Below are 16,991 nucleotides of genomic sequence, written 5' to 3' on the forward strand. Positions count from 1 at the left end.
GACCTCCCTTATTCCGCCGGAAGCGGGGCGAAGCCCGCATTGCTTTGCTGCATCCCGCCATCGGCTGGCGGTGCATGATGTTCGACAGGCCCCTTGCGGATCGTGGCGATCATCAGCCTGATTTCGATGAAAGCCAGGGTGCCGTAGAGCAGGGTGAAGCCGATGATCGTCGTCCAGATCTGGCTGAGGCTCAGCGAGGAAGCGCCGAGGAACGTCGGCAGCACGCCTTCCACCGCCCAGGGCTGGCGCCCGATTTCGGCGAGAACCCAGCCGCCTTCGATGGCAATCCAGGGCAGGGGCATGATCGCGACGGCAACCTTGAGGAACCACCGCTTGTTGAACTGACAGACGGAGGCGCAGTAGAAAGCCAGCGCGAAGAAGGCGATGAAGAAGAAGCCCAGGCCGGCCATCATGCGGAACAGCCAGAACATCACCGGCACGTTCGGGATGGTGTCCTTTGCCGCCATCAGGATCTGCTCGTTGGTGGCCTGGCGCGGATCGGCGACATAGCGCTTGAGCAGCATGGCGTAGCCGAGATCGCGCTTGTGAATCTCGAAATCCTCGCGCGCGGAGGCATCTGTGCGGTCGGCCTTCAGCTTCTCCACTGCGTCATAGGCGACGAGGCCGCTGCGGATGCGCTCGTCCGCCTTGAGGACGAGGTCGTTGATGCCCATGACTTCGCCGGTCAGGCTGCGCGTGGAAATCAGCCCCAGAACGTAGGGGATCTTGATCTCGTAGAGCGTTTCCTGAAGGTCGCGGTCAGGAATGCCGAAGATCGCAAGGCCGGCAGGCGCCTCTTCGGTGTGCCACATGCCCTCGATAGCGGCGAGCTTCATCTTCTGGTTGTCGGTGAGGGCATAGCCCGACTCGTCACCGAGCACGACGACCGAAAGCGAGGAGGCCAGGCCGAAGGCGGCGGCAACCATCATCGAGCGGCGCGCCACGTTGGTCCACTTGCCGCGCAGCAGGTACAGCGCCGAAACGCCCAGTACGAACAACGAGGCGCACACGTAGCCTGCGCTGACGGTGTGGACGAACTTGGCCTGCGCCACGGGGTTGAACAGGACCGAATAGAAATCGGTCACTTCCATGCGCATCGTCTCGGGATTGAAGGCGGAGCCGGTCGGGTTCTGCATCCAGCCGTTGGCGATGAGAATCCACAAGGCCGAAAGGTTGGAGCCGAGCGCCACGCAGAACGTCACGCCCAGGTGCGCGACCTTCGAGAGCCGATCCCAGCCGAAGAACATGAGGCCGACGAACGTTGCTTCGAGGAAGAACGCCATGAGGCCCTCGATCGCCAGCGGCGCACCGAAGATGTCACCCACGTAGTGCGAGTAATAGGCCCAGTTCGTGCCGAACTCGAACTCCATCGTGATGCCGGTGGCAACGCCGAGCACGAAGTTGATGCCGAACAGTTTCCCCCAGAAGCGCGTGATCGTGCGCCAGATCTCCTTGCCGGTCATCACATAGATGCTCTCCATGATGACAAGAAGGAAGGAAAGGCCCAGAGTCAGGGGTACGAAAAGGAAGTGGTACATCGCTGTGAGCGCGAATTGCAGCCGTGAAAGCTCGACAACCGCCATGTCCATGAGCATGCTCCTGTCGCGTATGAAGCGGGAGGCGGGACTCGACTCACTGGGCCCCGTCGGTTAACGGCCGCCGAATATTAGAAACCGTTAATGTAGTCAACGCCCCTTGGGTTTAAATGTCTCTCACACAATCCGTATCTCTCGATTCAGTTCCCGTTCCTGCGCGTGAGCGACGCAAAATAGGGGCAGCCGCCCTCTGGTGGCTTGCCGATACCGGGGGCGCCATTCTCTTTGCCGGATGCCTTGCGCTCCTGCTGGGTGATTGGGCCGCGCAGGGCAGGGCGCCGGGGTCGATGCCCGTGCTTCTCGCCGGCATCGTGTTCAGCGGTGTGTTGCGCGCGGCGACGCAGGGCATGGCAGGCATCGCCGGCCAGCGCGAGGCGATCGGCGTCAAACGGGCCATGCGGACGAGGCTGATCGGTGCGCTGCTGCCCACCGGACCGGTGCGGGGCAAGCTCGTCGGCGAGGATCTGCATGTCGCGATCGATGATGTCGAAGCCTACGAGGGGCTTGTCGCGCGCTTTGGCCCACTCAAGCTCGCGGCCGTGCTTTCGCCGCTCCTGATCGCGTTCGTGGTTGGTTTTGCCAGCTGGGTCAGCGCGCTCATCATGATCGTGACGCTCTTGCCTTTCGGGGTGGGCATGGCCTTTGCGGGACTGGCCGGAAAGGCCGAGGCCGAACGCCAGCTCTTGGCGCTTTCGCGGCTCTCGGGGTTGTTCGTCGACCGCGTGGCGACACTGCCGGTCGTGCTGGCCTTCGGCGCGGAAGATCGTGTGACCCGCCAGATCGGCGAGGCTGCGCGCGAGGTGGCGGAACGCACGATGCAGGTGCTGCGCATCGCTTTCCTGTCGAGCGCCGTCCTGGAGTTCTTCGCGGCGCTTTCGGTGGCCTTGGTGGCGGTCTATTGCGGTTTTTCGTTGCTGGGCCTGCTGCCCTTTCCTGCGCCCGAGGCGCTGACGCTGGGCCGGGCCTTCTTTGCCCTGGCGCTGGCGCCCGAGTTCTACCTGGGGATGCGCCGGATGGCCGCGGCCTATCATGACAAGCAGCAAGGCGAAGCGGCCGAGGCGAGCGTCACGGAAGCGTTGAAGCAGGCGGGGGCGCGTCCTGGGCCGTCAGCGATGCCGATGATGCCGGTGCGCAGTCTCGCCGCCGAACACCTGGAAGTGACTTATGCGGACGGCAACCGCATCGGGCCGTTCAGAGCCGAGTGGCAGGGGCCGGGCCTGCACGCGCTGACGGGGGCTACCGGGGCGGGCAAGTCCTCGCTGCTTCATGCCCTGATCGGCATGGCACCGGCCCTGTCGGGCGTGGTGAAGCTGAATGGCGAGGAGGTGGCGCCGGCTTCGCTTGCCGGGATGATCGGATGGGCAGGGCAGCGCCCGCTGCTGCTGCCCGGCACGCTCGGCGAAAACCTCCTGCTCGGTGCAGGCGATGAAGGCGCCGACGTGCTGTCTCTTCTCGACGCCTGCGGCCTGTCGGATCTGGTCGGACAGCGCGGGCTGGATCTGGTCATAGATCCGCGTGGATCCGGGCTCTCGGGCGGTGAGAGGCGGCGTATCGGTCTGGTCCGCGCGATTGCGTCGGGACGGCCGATCCTGCTGCTCGACGAACCGACCGCCGATCTCGATGGCGAGACAGCCCGGCGGGTAGGCGATCTGCTGGAGGCGGTCGCGCGTGACCGGCTGGTGATCGCGGCTACGCACGATCCCGCGCTTGTCTCACGCTGTGCCAGCGTGGTGGGGCTGTGATGATCGCGCAACTGCTCCATGATGCGAGCCGGCGTCAGCGCCGCGCCACCTGGGTGGCGATCCTGCTTGCCATGCTGGCCGCCGTCGCTGGCGTCGGCCTGCTGGCGGTTTCCGGCTGGTTCCTGACAGGAGCCGCCATTGCCGGTGCGTCCGGGATAGCTGCCGCGCGCGGGTTCAACTACCTGTTACCCAGCGCCGGTATCCGCGCCTTCGCTGTCATTCGAACGCTGGGTCGCTATGGAGAGCGTCTGTTCAGCCACCGCGCGGCGTTCTTTGCGCTTGCCGACGTGCGCCCGGCCTTGTTTGCCCGGCTGGCGGCGGCCGAACCGGGCATGGTGTTCTCTCGCCCGAGCGGCGAAGTGGCGGCGCAACTCGGCTCCGATGTCGACGCGCTCGAGGATGCCGTCGTACGCCGCGTCACGCTGCCGGGCGCTCTGGCCGGAGCCGCTACGGGGCTTGTCGCCGGGATTCTGGCCGGGCCCTGGTCGGCGGTGGCGTTGCTTGTCGGTCTTGCCGCTATGCGGCTCGCCTCGCGTGGCCTTTCCGCAAGGCTTGTCACCGCGCACGTCCAGCGGCGCGCCGATGCGATGACGCGCCTCAAGGCCGGCTATGCCGAATACGCAGCCTGCGGGGCCGAGATCGCGGTCTATCGACTGGTCCCCCGGATCGTCGATGCCATGGCTGCAGACGTGGATGATCTGGAAGCCGCGCGTCTTGCCATCGTGCGTCACGAGGCAGTGGTGCAGGGGGCGCAAATGGTTCTGGCGGCGTTCACCGTTGCCGCTGTTCTGGCCCTGGCGAATGGCGGTGCGCCGCTCGCCGCTGCGGCGGCGCTGGCCGGTGCGGCAGCGGCGGAGGCCTGGTCGGGCCTCGTGCGCACCGACATGCAGCGGCCGCGCGTCGATGACGCGATGGAGCGTCTGGAGGATATGGCCTCGCTGCAACCCCGGCCACCCCATCATGACGACATCGTCCGGCTTGCGGCGGAACCTGTCAGCTTCTCGTCCGGCGAAAGGGAAGTCGTGCTGGAGCCGGCGGGCAGGCTGCTGATCGGCGGACCTTCGGGCGCCGGCAAGTCCCGGCTGCTCGGCACTCTTCTGGGGCTGCGCGAGGATGCGCCGCAGCGCATCCATGTCGGCACGATCGAAGTGCGTGAACTGGGCCTGGAAAGCCTGCGCCGTCTCTTCGCCAGCGCGCCGCAGGATGCGGCATTGATTGCCGGGACGGTAGCGGACAACCTGCGCCTTGCCCGTCCGGGGGTGACCGATGCCGAGATCTGGGATGCTCTGGAAACCGCATGCCTTGCCGAGACCGTGCGCGCGCTGCCGCAGGGGCTCGATCAATGGCTGGGTGGCGATGGCGCGCGCCTGTCGGGCGGGCAGCGCAAGCGTCTGTCGCTGGCACGTGCCCTGCTTGCGGGCCGGCCCTGGCTGGTGCTCGACGAGCCGAGCGAAGGGCTCGACAGCGCGACGGAACGGCAATTGGCGGCGAACCTGAGCGCCTGGCTCGACCGGACCGGCACCGGGCTGATCCTTGTCAGCCACCGGGAGGGGCTGCGTGGATTGGCCGCGAGCACCTTTGCGCTTTAGCTAGGCGTCGGCATCCGAAGGCTCGGGCAGGGACTGTTCTGCGCAGCCCCATCCTTCCAGTGATTTGGCGTGTTCGAGCAGCGCGTCGGCATCATCGATCGAATAGGGATGCGCATTCTCCATCGCATCCAGTTCGTCCCATGCGATCGGTACGGCAACGGGCGCTCCGGCCCGCGCACGGGTCGAATAGGGCAGGACTGCGGTATTGCCGCGCTGGTTGCGCAGCCAGTCGATGAAGATGCGACCCTTGCGTCTGGCCTTGCTGCTTGTCGCGACAAAGCGATCGGGCTCGGCCCGGCTCATGGTCTCGGCGAACTGCTTTGCGAAAGTGCCGTGCGCTTCCCATCCGTGCCCGCGCCGCAGGGGAACGACCACGTGCATGCCCTTGCCGCCTGTAAGCATCGGGAAACTCGCAAGGCCGAGATCCGCCAGCCTTGCCTGAATGTCCCGCGCGGCCCTTGTGCATTCGGTGAAATCGATCCCTTCGTCCGGGTCGAGGTCGAAGATCATCCGGTCTGGCCGGTCCACATCGTCGGCTCTGGCACCCCAGCCGTGGAATTCGATCGTGCCCATCTGCACGCAGGCGATCAGCCCCTGCCGATCCGTCACGTAGAGATAGGGCTTTGTGGCACCATCCTTCTCGCGGATCGGGACGTGCGAGACGTGCGGCCCGAAACTGCCGTTGTCGTGCTTCTGGAAGAAGCATGCCTTCTCCTGTCCCTGCGGACAGCGGACGAGGCTGATCGGGCGGTTGGTGGCAAATGGCAACATGAGCGGAGCGATTGCCGCGTAGTAGTCGGCCAGATCACCTTTGGTCTGCCCGCTGTCGGGAAAGATCACGCGGTCTCGGTGGCTGACCTCGACGTCGGTCGGCGGGACGGGCGCGGTCTCGGGTTTGCCTGCCTCCATCGTTAATCCCTGCCTTTCATGTGCGAGTCGGGGCTTGCCAGCGCCGTTCCGGGGGAATGGTACTATGATTCCCGGGAAGGATCAGGAGGGCTCTCGTCCCGGCGCCGGGCGGGCCCAACGGAATTTCACATTGCTTGCACCTGTTAATGATATATAGTGGATCATAAATAAACGCATGCCCGAAATGGGCCGGAGTTGGGAGAGTTCTCGCATGTCCACTGCACCTGCCACGGGTTGCCCGGTCCATCACGGTAGGGATGATCGCAAGAGTGCGAAAGTCGCCGAGACCAATCTCACGCCCATGGCCGGCGCCCGCGTCGTGTCTTCATTCGCGGCCGGGCGTGACATCCTGCGTTCGCCCAAGGTGCGGCAGGCCGGTGCCAGTGCGGAGGCCGTAGACCTCAGCAAGCCGGAGGAAATCTCGTTCTTTTTCCTGGATGGCGATCTCCATCGCAAGCGCCGCGCGGCGGTCGCCGGGCTGTTCGCGCCCAAGACGATCGTCACGCGCCATCGGGCGGTGATGGACAGGACGATGGATGCGATCGTGGCCGACCTGCAAAGGCGCGGTTCGGCGCCGCTCGACGAGTTGAGCTGGCAGATGGCCGTCGATGTCGCGGCCGAGATCGTCGGTCTCACGGAAAGCGACAGCAATGCCAGCCTGGCGGGGCGCGTGAAGGCGGTTCTCGATTCATCCGTGTCGCGCAGGCCGGGCTTCTTCAATACCCTGCTGTTCAATGCGAAGATGATGGTGCGTGTCGGGCGCTTCTGGAAGCACGACCTTGCGCCGGCGATAGAGGCACGCCGCAAGCAGCTCAGGGACGACGTCATTTCCCACATGGTGAAAGAGAACTATTCGAAGAAGGGCATGATCATGGAATGCCTCAGCTATGGCGGGGCAGGGATGATGACCACGCGTGAGTTCATCGTCATGGCTGCATGGCACTTGTTCGAGAAGCCGGCCTTGCGCGAGCGCTTCCTCACCGGTGACGAAACGGACCAGTTTGCTATCCTAGAGGAAATCCTCCGCCTGGAGCCCGTCGCCTCGCTGCTTCACCGCCGCGCGGTAGAACCCGTTGAAGGGGAGCACGGCGCGGCGATGCAAGACGGGGAGGCGGTCTGCGTCTCGATCCGGGAGGCGAACACTGACGAGGCTATTACCGGGCCCTGTCCGTATGAACTCGACCCTGATCGCGCCAGACGGATGAAGGTCATCGGTCCTTACATGAGCTTCGGCGACGGGCCGCATCGCTGCCCGGGCGCGCAAGTCGCGCTGCATGAGACGCGCGTATTCCTGGACCGGCTTTTCCGGTTGCCGGGTATCCGGCTCGAATCCGTACCCGACGTGCTCTGGAACCCGCAAATCCAGGGCTACGAACTGCGCGGAGCCGTCGTGGCCTGCGATCCGGCCTGAAACGGGAGCATTCCATGGTCATGGTCCGTTTTATCGCCATTGATGGCAGCGAGCAGACAATCGATGCGACCTGCGGCATGTCGCTGATGGAAAATGCGGTTGCCAATGGCGTCGAGGCGATCGAGGCGATCTGCGGGGGTAATGCCTATTGCGGGACCTGCCGGGTCCATGTCGATCCGGTCTGGCGCAAGGTCACGGGACCGGTAACCGAGATCGAGGAGCCGATGATCGAGGCCAGCGGCGACAGTGATCCGGGTGTCCGCTTGTCATGCCAGATCCCCGTGACGACCGATCTGGAAGGACTCGTGGTGCGCACGCCGGAATCGCAGAGCTGAGGCCGTTCAGGCCTGCGAAGAGGGCGGCTCGACGGGAATGATCCGGTGGGCGAGGCGCTCGACCTCGGCGCGGTCGTGGCTCACATAGAGGATGGGCAATTCGAGTTCGTCGCGAATGCGTTCGATCAGGCTCAGGATTTCCTCGCGCCGGTTGGCGTCGACCGAGGCGAGGGGCTCGTCCATCAGCAGGAAGCGCGGCGCTGAGAGAAGGGCGCGGCCGATCGCTACCCGCTGTGCCTCGCCGCCCGAGAGCGTGGAGGGCATGCGATCGAGCAGGTGGCCGATGCCGAGGAAATCGAGCGCGAGGTCGACGGAAAGCCAGCGCTCCTCCGGTCGGACGAGCTTCCAGCCATAGAGCAGGTTGTCGCGCACGGTACGGTGGGGAAACAGGCGCAGATCCTGGAATGCATACCCGCAGCGCCGCTTTTCCGGCTTGAGATTGATCCCCTCGGCCCGGTCGAACAGCACGGTCCCCGAAACGGCAATGTGCCCTTCCACCGGGCGGACGAGCCCGGCGACGGCATCGAGCAGACTGGTCTTGCCCGCGCCGGATGGGCCGAACAGCGCGGTAAGACCGGGGCCCGTGGTGAATTCGTAGGTCATGCGGGAATTTCCGCGGTGGAGGGTCACGGCGATGTCAAAGGACATGGCCGCCCTTTCCATGGCCGCTGCGGCGCGCGAGCCACTCGGAGAGCATCAGAGCGCCGACCGACAGGAGTACGGAGAGCCCTGCAAGCCGGGCCACCTGCCATTCCGACCCGGGAAGTTGCAGGGCGCTGTAGATCGCGAGCGGCAATGTCTGCGTTTCGCCGGGAATGTTCGATGCGAAGGTTATGGTCGCTCCGAACTCCCCGACCGAGCGGGCAAGGCCGAGGACCAGTGCCGCCATTATCCCCGGCGTGGCGAGAGGCAGCGTGACGGTCAGGAAGGTGCGCAAGGGCCCCGCGCCGAGCGTGCGGGCGGCGCTTTCCAGCCGCCGGTCCACCGTTTCGAGCGAGAGGCGCATCGCGCGTACCATCAGGGGCAGGGCCATGACCGCGGCGGCCAGTGCGGCGCCGGTCCAGCGGAACAGGAAGGTGATGCCGACCGTCCGCACCAGGAAGTGGCCGAGCGGGGCGTTGGTGCCAAACGTGAGCAGCAGCAGCCAGCCCGTTACCACCGGGGGCAGCACCAGTGGCAGGTGCACCACCGCGTCGAGCAGGACTTTGCCGGGAAACCGCCACCGCGCCAGCATCCATGCGAGCGCGAATGCCAGGGGCAGGACCGCGGCGATGGCTACTCCGCTCACCTTGAGCGAGAGGAGCAGGACCTCCCATTCCGCAGGCGAAAGTCCCCCCACGTCCGGCCTATTTCGTGCCGAAGCCGAAGCGGCGGAAGACCGCCTTGCCCTCGCCGGAGATCAGGAAGCGGCGAAAACCCTCCGCCTCGGGGTTCTTCGAGGCGGCAAGTAGAGCGACGGGATAGCTGATCGGATCGTGGCTGGTCTGTGGGAACATGCCGACCACCCTTACGCTGGGATCGGCCCGGGCATCGGTGCCATAGACGATCCCGAGCGGGGCCGCGCCGCGGCTGACCAGTGCCAGCGCGGCGCGCACGTTCTCGACCGGGGCCAGTCTGGTCTTCACCGAGTTCCAGACATCGAGGCGGGTCAGCGCCTGCTGCGCGTAAATGCCGGCGGGGACGCCGGCCGGGTCCGCTACCGACAGGCGGCCGGAACCCAGCGCTTTCGCGAGTGGCATGCCGGGCCGGATCGTCAGCTTCGTCGTGCTCGACCGAGGGGCGATGAGAACCAGCGTATTGCGCAGGAACGATACCCGCGTTCCCGCCTTCAGCAGCTTCTTGCCTTCCAGTTCGTCCATCCAGGGCTCATCGGCGGAAACGAACAGGTCGGCCGGTGCCCCGGCCTCGATCTGGCGGGCAAGCGCGGAGGAGCCGGCAAAGGAAATGCGTGGCCGCGGATGGCCTTTCGCGCTCCAGGCATCGGCCGCGGCATTCATTGATTCCTGCAGACTTGCCGCGGCAAGGACCAGCGGCGCCTGCTTGTCGCGCGCAGCTACGACAACCGGCGCCGCCAGCATGGCCAGCGCTGCCATAAGCAGGACAAGGACCTTGCGCATTTCCGAAACCTCCGAGCCAGTATTATATCCAATTGTATATTGATAAAGCCCGATGGCAAGCCGCAATTGTTGCACCTGCTAACACGGCTGGGCCGTGCCACATGGAGCGGTCAGCGATGTCATCGCGATGTCGGAATCGCGTTCAGGCTTTCTGGCTGATTTTCGGTTCAGGCAGCAGTTGTTGCGCCAGTGCTGTGTAGTGTTCGCTTTGCGCGGCATGTTCGAGCGTCTGCTGCAATGCGCGGTAATGCGACAGGACCTGCTCTCCCAGCTGGGTGAGCTGTGCACCGCTGCCTTTGGCCCGGCCCGGGGCGGTGTGCACCAGCGGCGCGTCCCAGCACCGGTTCATGGCATCGACCAGCAACCACGCACGGCGATAGCTCATGTTCATGGCCCGACCGGCGGCCGAGATCGAACCGTGTTCGCGGATTGCGTCGAGCAGGTCCGCCTTGCCGGGCCCGATGGCAATCTCGTCCCCACAATGGATCTGGATCTTGATCTTGAGCTGCGGTTTGAGGTTCATGCCGAAAGACCTAGGCCGGGCATGCGGGCTCAGCAAGCCCGTCGCGCTTTCATTCCAATGCCGCGCGCCGTTCCTTGATTCGCGAGCCCCGGGGTGTTCGCTGGATGTGTCGGGAAAACTTGGGGAAAACTGCTGTATGCGGACCGGCCCTGCGCCTGGGGGCAGCGCGTGGCCGGCAATGCTGCCTTGCGGCAGAGAGGGGGCGGAGCCGGATTGCTAGTTATTGTCATTAGTATGAATTTATGGCCGCACAGGCCTTGTGCGACGCACAATCACAAAGCTGGAATTGTCACTTCGGGAAGTTCGTGGAAATTTAATTACATGTTGCAGTATTAAAATTCTGAAATATTGGGCGTTTGCAATCCTAAATGTGCAAACAACGTTGTTCTGGTTAGATTTGAATCATTCTGTTACAATCACCGTTAGCTTGGGACCGGGATGCGACATCAAGAGATGCGCCCCGCGGGTTTGAATGGGCAGGATCAGGCGCAAATGCAGCGCATCCCGTTCAACCCCGGTGAATCGAGGATGCTGTATGAAGGTCGCTGACGAGAATATTGTTCGGTTTGAGAATCGGCTGGAAGGATGCGTTGATCTCAATCGGAGCAAGACTGCAGGGATGGTCTATGCGTCGCAACGATCTCGCGAAGGTGAGATCGAGCACGATGCGCGTGGCTTGGTCGTTGCAATCCTGCTTTGCGTGGCCTGCTGGGCCGCGCTGGGATATTTCCTTCTGTCCTGATCCGTTTGCGAACCGCCTTTCGCGCCGTTTTCCGGACAGGCTTGTTGCGTCTTCACGCAGCGCGGGTGTCTGAAAAATTTCAATACTTCTGAGCAAGCAGGGGCGAGCCGCCGGCCGCTGACGATCAGCTGCCGGAGTCCTGCGGCAATTCGCCGATCCATCCGCCAGCCGTGGCGACATAGAGCCGCGCGACATTCTGGTATTGTCTGGTTCGGGCTTCGAGCAGCGAAAGCTTGGCGCGCTGGTAGGACCGGCTCGCATCGAGAACCTGCAGGATGCCGCTGTTGCCGACCTGGAAACTGCGCCGGGAAAGATGGAGCGAGCGGTCCGCGATCTGTTCGGCCTCGTGCCTTGCGGAGAGTTCCCGGCTGTCGCTGTCGAGCGCGGAGAGCAGGTTCGAAACCTGCCCGAAAGCTTCGGTCACGACTTGCTGGTACTGGGCGGCGGCGGCACGGGCTTCGGCTTCCGCTCCGCGCTTGTTGGCCTTGAGCGTGCCGCCGTGGAAGATCGGTGCGGTTACGCCGGCGAAAATGTCGAACGCGTTGAACTTGCTGCTGGTGATCCGGTCTGGTTCGGACGTGGACTGGGTGACGGAAGCGCCCAGCGTGATGTCGGGATAGAGTTCCGCCGTCGCGACGCCGACCGCCGCGGTCGAGGCATGCAGCCGGGCTTCGGCCTCAAGGATGTCCGGCCGCTTGTGTACGAGCGCGGAGGGCAGCGCGACGGGGACGTTGGCGGGCAGCACGAAGTCGTTCAGCGTGAAGTCTGTCGGCTCCAGTTCGGCAGGGGAGATCCCCAGCAGCACCGCGAGCATCGCCCGGCCTTCCGCCAGTTGCTGTTCCAGCGCAGGCAGGCTGGCCCGGTCGCCGGCGAGTTGTCCTTGCGCGCTCAGTACCTCGACAAGCGTGCCGGCTCCGGCGTTCTGGCGGGCCTTGGTCAGCGAGACGTTGCGCTCGTCTTCCGAAAGCAGCTTGCGCTCGGTCTCGATGCGGTCGTTGAACGCGGCGATCGCCAGAACCTGGACGACGACCCGGCCGGCGATTACGAGGTGCGCGGCTTCGGTTGCACGGGTCTGAGCCTCGGCTTGCGCTGTGGCCTGTTCCAACGCCCGACGATTCTTGCCGAACAGGTCGAGGTCGTAGGATATGCCGCCGCCGACCGTGTAGAGATCGAACTCGGGGTTGGAGATATTGACGCCCTCGAAGCCGTCGAAACCGAAGGCGGCGAGATTGACGCGCTCGTATTCCGCGCGGGCCTGGGCGTCGACCTGAGGCAGGCGCTTGCCGGCGACCGCGGCGATCCGCTGGCGCGCCTTTTCAAGCGTCGCCCTGCTGGCGGCGAGGCTGTGGTTGCCTGCCAGCGCCTGCGCGACGAAGGCATTGAGCTGCGGCGATCCGAAGGCTTTCCACCACATCCCTTCGGGGCCCTCGGCCAGCGTGGCGCGCTGGCCGCCATCGTCGGCATATCCGGTCTGCGCCGAGGGGGCGGCGGGCGGGGCGAAATCGGGGCCCACGGTCGTGCAGCCTGCGGCGAGCAGGCAGGAACCCAGTAGCGGAACGAGGGTGGCGGCGGTGCGCTGCATGTTATTCCCCAATCGGAAGCGTGGCTGTCTCTGCCTTGATCTTGATGACGCGCAGCAGAAGCACCAGCGGTATCAGGCCAAAGGTAAGGGCAAAGACAAGATGATAAATGGAAACGTTCCCGACCATGGCAGCCTGGCGCATGATCTCGGCATTGACGCGTGCGAGCGCTTCGGTCGAGCCGAAATCGAGGTTCGGTCGGGCATATAGAACGGCGGGATTGTCGGGCCGCAGGTTCTGGACGAGATCGTTGCGTGATGCTGCGATGTCCCGAACCAGCTGCACGTTGAGCAACGAGATGCCGATCGCATTGCCGATATTGCGGGTGAGCGCGTACATCGAGGCGCCTTCGTTGCGAAGGTTCGGGGCCAGTGTGGAAAAGACCACGACGGACAGTGGGACGAAGATCAAGCCGCTGCCGAACCCCTGCACGAAGCCGGTCACCAGAAGCGCCCGCTCGTCCACGTAAAGATCCATGTGCGAGTACATGAGCATGCTGGTGCCCATGATCGTCAGCCCCGAGATGATGATGACGCGCACGTCCAGCAGAGCCACCAGCCGTGTGACGATCACCATGGACACCAGTGTGCCGAACGCGCGGGGCAGGCCCACGAGGCCCGTGTGCAGCGCGGAATAGCCGAGTAGCGACTGCGTCATCACGACGATCATCGGAATGGTGGCGAAGGCGACGATCCCGATCATCATGCTGAAGATCGATCCGATGGCGAAATTGCGGTCGCGGAACAGTTCGGGACGGATGAAGGTCCCCTTGGCGGTGAACATGTGCACGATGGCGAGGTAGCCCGCGATCGCCAGGACCAGCGTGTAGATCCAGATCTCGCCGGATTCCCACCAGTCGAGGTGCTCGCCCCGGTCGAGAATGAGCTGCAGCGCCGTCAGCGAGACCGATACGGTGAGGAAGCCGAACAGGTCGAAGCGCGGCACTTCCCGGTTGTGGCGGCGGACCAGAAACGCGAGCATGCCCAGGAACGAGAGAATGCCGAAGGGCACGTTGATGAAGAACACCCAGCGCCAGCTCAGCGTGTCCGTCAGGTAGCCGCCGAGCGTGGGGCCGATGATCGGCCCGGCCATCGAGCCCAGCGCGAAGATCGCCATGGCCTTGGCGTGCTCTTCGGGCGGGTTGATGTCGAGCAGGATCGCCTGACTGAGTGGAATCAGGGCCGCGCCGCATGCGCCCTGCAGGAAACGGGCAAGGACGATCATCGTCAGGCTGGTGGAAAGGCCGCAGAAGGCCGAGGCCAGCGTGAACCCGCCCACCGAGAACAGCATCACGTTCTTGCGTCCCACGCGCCCCGCCAGCCAGCCGCTGAGCGGCGTCGCGATGGCACCGGCGACGAGGTAGGACGTAAGCACCCAAAGCACCTGCTCCTGCGAGGCCGACAGGCTCGACTGCATGTGCGGCAACGCCACGTTGGCGATGGTAATGTCCACCGCCACCATGGTCGAGGCGATCATGGACGGGATCGTGATCAGCATCCGTCGCGCCTTGCTCGGATACTGGATGGGGATAACCGACGGCATCGCGGGGGCCTTGAGCCGCGCCTACTTGGCCCGGCTCGGCGTGCTGGGCGGCGTATCCGGACCGAAGATGTGGCGCTTGTGGCCGGTATCGACCTCGACGCCGGCACTCAGCCCTGCGCTGAGCGGCAGGTCGGCGGGCGCTTCGTCGATCGCGATCTGAACGGGCAGGCGTTGGACGACCTTGACCCAGTTGCCCGTCGCATTCTCGGCCGGCAGCACCGAGAAGCTGGATCCGGTGCCCGGGCTGAAGCTCTCGACATGGCCTTTCAGGGCATGATCGGGGAAGGCATCGACTTCGATTTCGGCAGGCTGGCCCACGCGCATGTAGCGCAGCTGGTTTTCCTTGAAATTGGCCTGGACCCAGTAGTGCAGCCCGGTGAGCATGAAGACGGGTCGCCCCGGCGTTACGTAGTTGCCCGGCTGAAGCTGGTTGACGCGGGTGACGACGCCGTCTTGCGGCGCGCGCACGATGGTATCGGAAAGACTGATGCGGGCCTGCGTCACCTTCGAAGCTGCCTTGCGCACGTCCGGCTGCGAATCGATCGGTCCCTGGACCGCCCCGGACAGGGCGGCGCGCAGGCTGTCGGCCTTGGCCTCGGAAGCGGCGATGCTGTCGCGCGCCGTGCGTGCCTCGGTGACAGCCTCGTCGTATTGGGCCTGCGAGGAAATGCCTTCCGCGACCAGCGACTTCTGCCGGGCCGCCTCGCTGGTGGCGAGTTCGTACCGGGCCTTGGCCGCGCTGACCTGCGAAAGCGCCTCGCGGTAGTCGGCCTGCATCGAACTGACGTCGGTCCGCGCATTGGCAAGTTCGGCTTCCGCCTCGGCGACCGCTGCTTCGTAGCTGTCGGCCTTGATGCGGAAGAGGACGTCGCCCTTCTTCACCGTCTGGTTCTCGCGCACCTCGACCGACACGACCGTTCCCGGGACGCTCGGGCTGATCGCGACCATCCCGGTTTGCAGCGAGGCATTGTCGGTCGATTCGTAGCGGCCACCGGTCAGGTAGAACCAGCCGGCTCCGGCAAGCACCAGGGCGGGGCCCGCCACCATCAGAATCGTGCGCAGGCCGCGCTTGCGGGGCGGGGTTACGGTGTCGTTCTCGCTATCTGCCGAAATGGTGCTCTCAGCGTTCATGAAACTTCCTGTGTTGGCTGCTATATGCCGATACTAAGCATAGCTACTATCGGCAATAGGAAGATCGAGATGATAACTGAAAGGGTCCTTCCTCTGGAAGGTGTGCACAACTTCAGGGACAGCGGGGGCTATCCCGTGAGCGGCGGGGGGCGGCTGCGCCGTGGCGTGCTCTGGAGATCCGGCCAGCATCATGGCGCGACCGACTCGGATCTGGAAACGATTGCCGGACTGGGGCTTGCCAGCGTGTTCGATCTGAGGACCACCAAGGAGCGCCAGTCACACCCCTGTCGTCGTCCTCAAGGCTTTGCTGCGACAGTATTTTTTGGCGAAGATCCGGTGCGTACGCATGCTCCGCATCTTGCCGCGGCCCAGGCGACGCGGCAGCGCACGCCGGAATCGACGCGCGAGGGACTGCTGCGCAACTACGATGCCATCTGTTTTCGCCCGGAACTTCAGGCCATGGTCGGAAGCTACCTTGCGCGCCTCGCGCAGGGTGCCGGTCCCTGCCTGGTTAATTGCATGGCGGGCAAGGACAGGACCGGAATCGCGGTCGCGATGCTTCATCTCGCCGTGGGCGTTCACCGCGACGACGTCATGGAAGACTACCTGCTCACCAACTCGGCCGGTGATCCCGAGGCGCGCATTGCATCGGGCGCGGAGACCATCCGCGCCATCACCGGGCAACTGGACGAAGCCGTGTTGCGCGTTCTCATGGGGGTCGAGCCGGAATACCTTCAGGCTGCCCTGGCCTCGATCGAGGAACGCCATGGCTCGGTCGACGCTTATATCGAGGAGGCGCTGGGTCTCGACGGCACGACCCGCGAGAAACTGCGCGCGGCGCTGGTGGAGGAGTAGGTTTTCCGTTCCTTCCGGCGGCGCTTTTACCCCAGAAATGCCTTCACGTCGGCCATGAACCGGTCGAACTGGTCGTGATGGAGCCAGTGGCCGGCGTTTTCGTATTCGATCAGCTTTGCCGTGGGGAAATGGTCCAGGCGGCCGTCCGGCGCGGGGCTGGAGGCGAAGCTGTCCTTGCCCCACAGCAGCAGCATGGGGCAGGTGATGGCCTCCCACAGGCGGATGATATCGTCGGTCGGAGTGTCGGATGCGGACCAGACGTTCAGGTAGTTATCGAACTTCCAGCTCCAGGTGCCGTCCTCGTTGCGGCTGGCGCCGTGGATGGTGAGGTGGCGGGCCTGTTCGTCGGTGAGGAACGTGTTTTCCTCCTTCATCCGCTGGTAGGCGTCGCGCCGGGTGGCGTACTTGCGCGGCACGCGGCCGGAGGCTTTGCGCTTGTCCTCGATCCACTGGCGCAGGCGTTCGCCGATGCCTTTTTCCTCCATCTCCCGGCGGATCTGCGGGGGCGGGCCAAGCCCCTCGATATTGACGAATCGTTCGACCTTCTCGGGGTAGAGCCCGGTGAACCGCGTCGCTATGTTGCCGCCCAGTGAATGGGCGATGATCGTCACCTTGTCATCGCCGAGCGTGTGGACAAGCTGCGCGAAGTCATAGACGAACGCATCCATTCCGTAATGGCCTTCGGGTGACCATTCGCTGTCGCCGTGCCCGCGCAGATCGGGGCAGATGACATGCCAGTCGTGGCGCAGTTCCTCGGCGACCCAGTCCCAGCTGCGGCAGTGATCCCGGCCGCCATGCTGGAGAATCAGCGGCGGCGCCTCGGAGTTGCCCCAATCGACGTAGTTGAGGCGCAGGCGCTGCGAAATGAAGCGGTTGGAGGTGGGGCCGAGTTGCGTTTTCATGGCCCTTTAAGTGGAACG

At 64.7% G+C, this 16,991-nt stretch carries 15 protein-coding genes and 1 pseudogene; 6 read left to right on the forward strand and 10 right to left on the reverse strand.

Translation table 11 applies throughout. The features are described 5' to 3' along the window. Positions 1-8: 8 nt before the first annotated feature. Positions 9-1,589 (reverse strand): cytochrome ubiquinol oxidase subunit I, encoded by a 1,581-nt coding sequence (locus NZK81_RS10355; RefSeq protein WP_260046056.1) that lies wholly within the window; start codon positions 1,587-1,589, stop codon positions 9-11. Positions 1,590-1,843: 254 nt separating this feature from the next. Here NZK81_RS10355 and NZK81_RS10360 point away from each other — a divergent pair, with 254 nt between their 5' ends. Then, positions 1,844-3,337, forward strand: a complete 1,494-nt coding sequence (locus NZK81_RS10360; protein WP_328517072.1) for an ABC transporter ATP-binding protein/permease — start codon at positions 1,844-1,846, stop codon at positions 3,335-3,337. Beyond that, positions 3,337-4,926 (forward strand): amino acid ABC transporter ATP-binding/permease protein, encoded by a 1,590-nt coding sequence (locus tag NZK81_RS10365; protein WP_260046057.1) that lies wholly within the window; start codon positions 3,337-3,339, stop codon positions 4,924-4,926. Before NZK81_RS10360 ends, NZK81_RS10365 begins: the two co-directional genes overlap by 1 nt. Here NZK81_RS10365 and ligD read toward each other — a convergent pair. Further along, a pseudogene (gene ligD, locus NZK81_RS10370) lies at positions 4,927-5,820 on the reverse strand (non-homologous end-joining DNA ligase); the annotation flags it as partial. 226 nt (positions 5,821-6,046) lie between these two features. On the opposite strand from ligD, the gene NZK81_RS10375 reads away from it, so the two are divergent. Both NZK81_RS10375 and NZK81_RS10380 read left to right on the forward strand, forming a co-directional pair. Beyond that, positions 6,047-7,246 (forward strand): cytochrome P450, encoded by a 1,200-nt coding sequence (locus tag NZK81_RS10375; protein ID WP_260046058.1) that lies wholly within the window; start codon positions 6,047-6,049, stop codon positions 7,244-7,246. Positions 7,247-7,266: 20 nt separating this feature from the next. Next, the gene (locus NZK81_RS10380) at positions 7,267-7,581 is read left to right on the forward strand and encodes a (2Fe-2S)-binding protein (protein WP_260046059.1); all 315 of its coding nucleotides are present in this window, start codon (positions 7,267-7,269) and stop codon (positions 7,579-7,581) included. 6 nt (positions 7,582-7,587) lie between these two features. On the opposite strand, the gene NZK81_RS10385 is transcribed toward NZK81_RS10380, so the two are convergent. The 4 genes from NZK81_RS10385 to NZK81_RS10400 all read right to left on the reverse strand — a co-directional run bounded on the left by NZK81_RS10385 (position 7,588) and on the right by NZK81_RS10400 (position 10,221). Then, the gene (locus NZK81_RS10385) at positions 7,588-8,229 is read right to left on the reverse strand and encodes a molybdenum ABC transporter ATP-binding protein (protein ID WP_260046060.1); all 642 of its coding nucleotides are present in this window, start codon (positions 8,227-8,229) and stop codon (positions 7,588-7,590) included. Beyond that, on the reverse strand, positions 8,219-8,920 hold the full coding sequence (modB, locus tag NZK81_RS10390; protein WP_260046061.1) for a molybdate ABC transporter permease subunit: 702 nt from the start codon (positions 8,918-8,920) through the stop codon (positions 8,219-8,221). The genes NZK81_RS10385 and modB overlap by 11 nt, the downstream gene beginning before the upstream one ends. A 7-nt stretch (positions 8,921-8,927) precedes the next feature. Further along, the gene (gene modA / locus NZK81_RS10395; RefSeq protein WP_260046062.1) at positions 8,928-9,698 is read right to left on the reverse strand and encodes a molybdate ABC transporter substrate-binding protein; all 771 of its coding nucleotides are present in this window, start codon (positions 9,696-9,698) and stop codon (positions 8,928-8,930) included. 142 nt (positions 9,699-9,840) lie between these two features. Beyond that, the gene (locus tag NZK81_RS10400) at positions 9,841-10,221 is read right to left on the reverse strand and encodes a winged helix-turn-helix domain-containing protein (protein WP_260046063.1); all 381 of its coding nucleotides are present in this window, start codon (positions 10,219-10,221) and stop codon (positions 9,841-9,843) included. 535 nt (positions 10,222-10,756) lie between these two features. Between NZK81_RS10400 and NZK81_RS10405 the strand changes: the two genes are divergently transcribed. Continuing rightward, a complete protein-coding gene (locus tag NZK81_RS10405) occupies positions 10,757-10,963 on the forward strand; it encodes a hypothetical protein (RefSeq protein ID WP_260046064.1) in 207 nt (68 codons plus the stop codon). A 124-nt stretch (positions 10,964-11,087) separates the two neighbouring features. Here NZK81_RS10405 and NZK81_RS10410 read toward each other — a convergent pair whose 3' ends face one another. The 3 genes from NZK81_RS10410 to NZK81_RS10420 all read right to left on the reverse strand — a co-directional run bounded on the left by NZK81_RS10410 (position 11,088) and on the right by NZK81_RS10420 (position 15,216). Further along, positions 11,088-12,545: an efflux transporter outer membrane subunit gene (locus NZK81_RS10410; protein WP_260046065.1), complete on the reverse strand. Its 1,458-nt coding sequence runs from the start codon at positions 12,543-12,545 to the stop codon at positions 11,088-11,090. A 1-nt stretch (position 12,546) separates the two neighbouring features. Continuing rightward, positions 12,547-14,040 (reverse strand): MDR family MFS transporter, encoded by a 1,494-nt coding sequence (locus NZK81_RS10415; protein ID WP_260046066.1) that lies wholly within the window; start codon positions 14,038-14,040, stop codon positions 12,547-12,549. 66 nt (positions 14,041-14,106) lie between these two features. After that, positions 14,107-15,216: an HlyD family secretion protein gene (locus NZK81_RS10420; protein WP_260046067.1), complete on the reverse strand. Its 1,110-nt coding sequence runs from the start codon at positions 15,214-15,216 to the stop codon at positions 14,107-14,109. Positions 15,217-15,285: 69 nt separating this feature from the next. Here NZK81_RS10420 and NZK81_RS10425 point away from each other — a divergent pair, with 69 nt between their 5' ends. Beyond that, positions 15,286-16,071, forward strand: coding sequence for a tyrosine-protein phosphatase (locus tag NZK81_RS10425; RefSeq protein WP_260046068.1), 786 nt, complete (start codon positions 15,286-15,288; stop codon positions 16,069-16,071). A 26-nt stretch (positions 16,072-16,097) separates the two neighbouring features. Here the strand turns inward: NZK81_RS10425 and NZK81_RS10430 are convergent, their stop codons facing one another. Further along, the gene (locus NZK81_RS10430) at positions 16,098-16,973 is read right to left on the reverse strand and encodes an alpha/beta fold hydrolase (RefSeq protein ID WP_260046069.1); all 876 of its coding nucleotides are present in this window, start codon (positions 16,971-16,973) and stop codon (positions 16,098-16,100) included. Positions 16,974-16,991 lie beyond the last annotated feature (18 nt).

This window comes from Novosphingobium mangrovisedimenti (assembly GCF_025153475.1).
Lineage (GTDB): Bacteria > Pseudomonadota > Alphaproteobacteria > Sphingomonadales > Sphingomonadaceae > Novosphingobium > Novosphingobium mangrovi_A.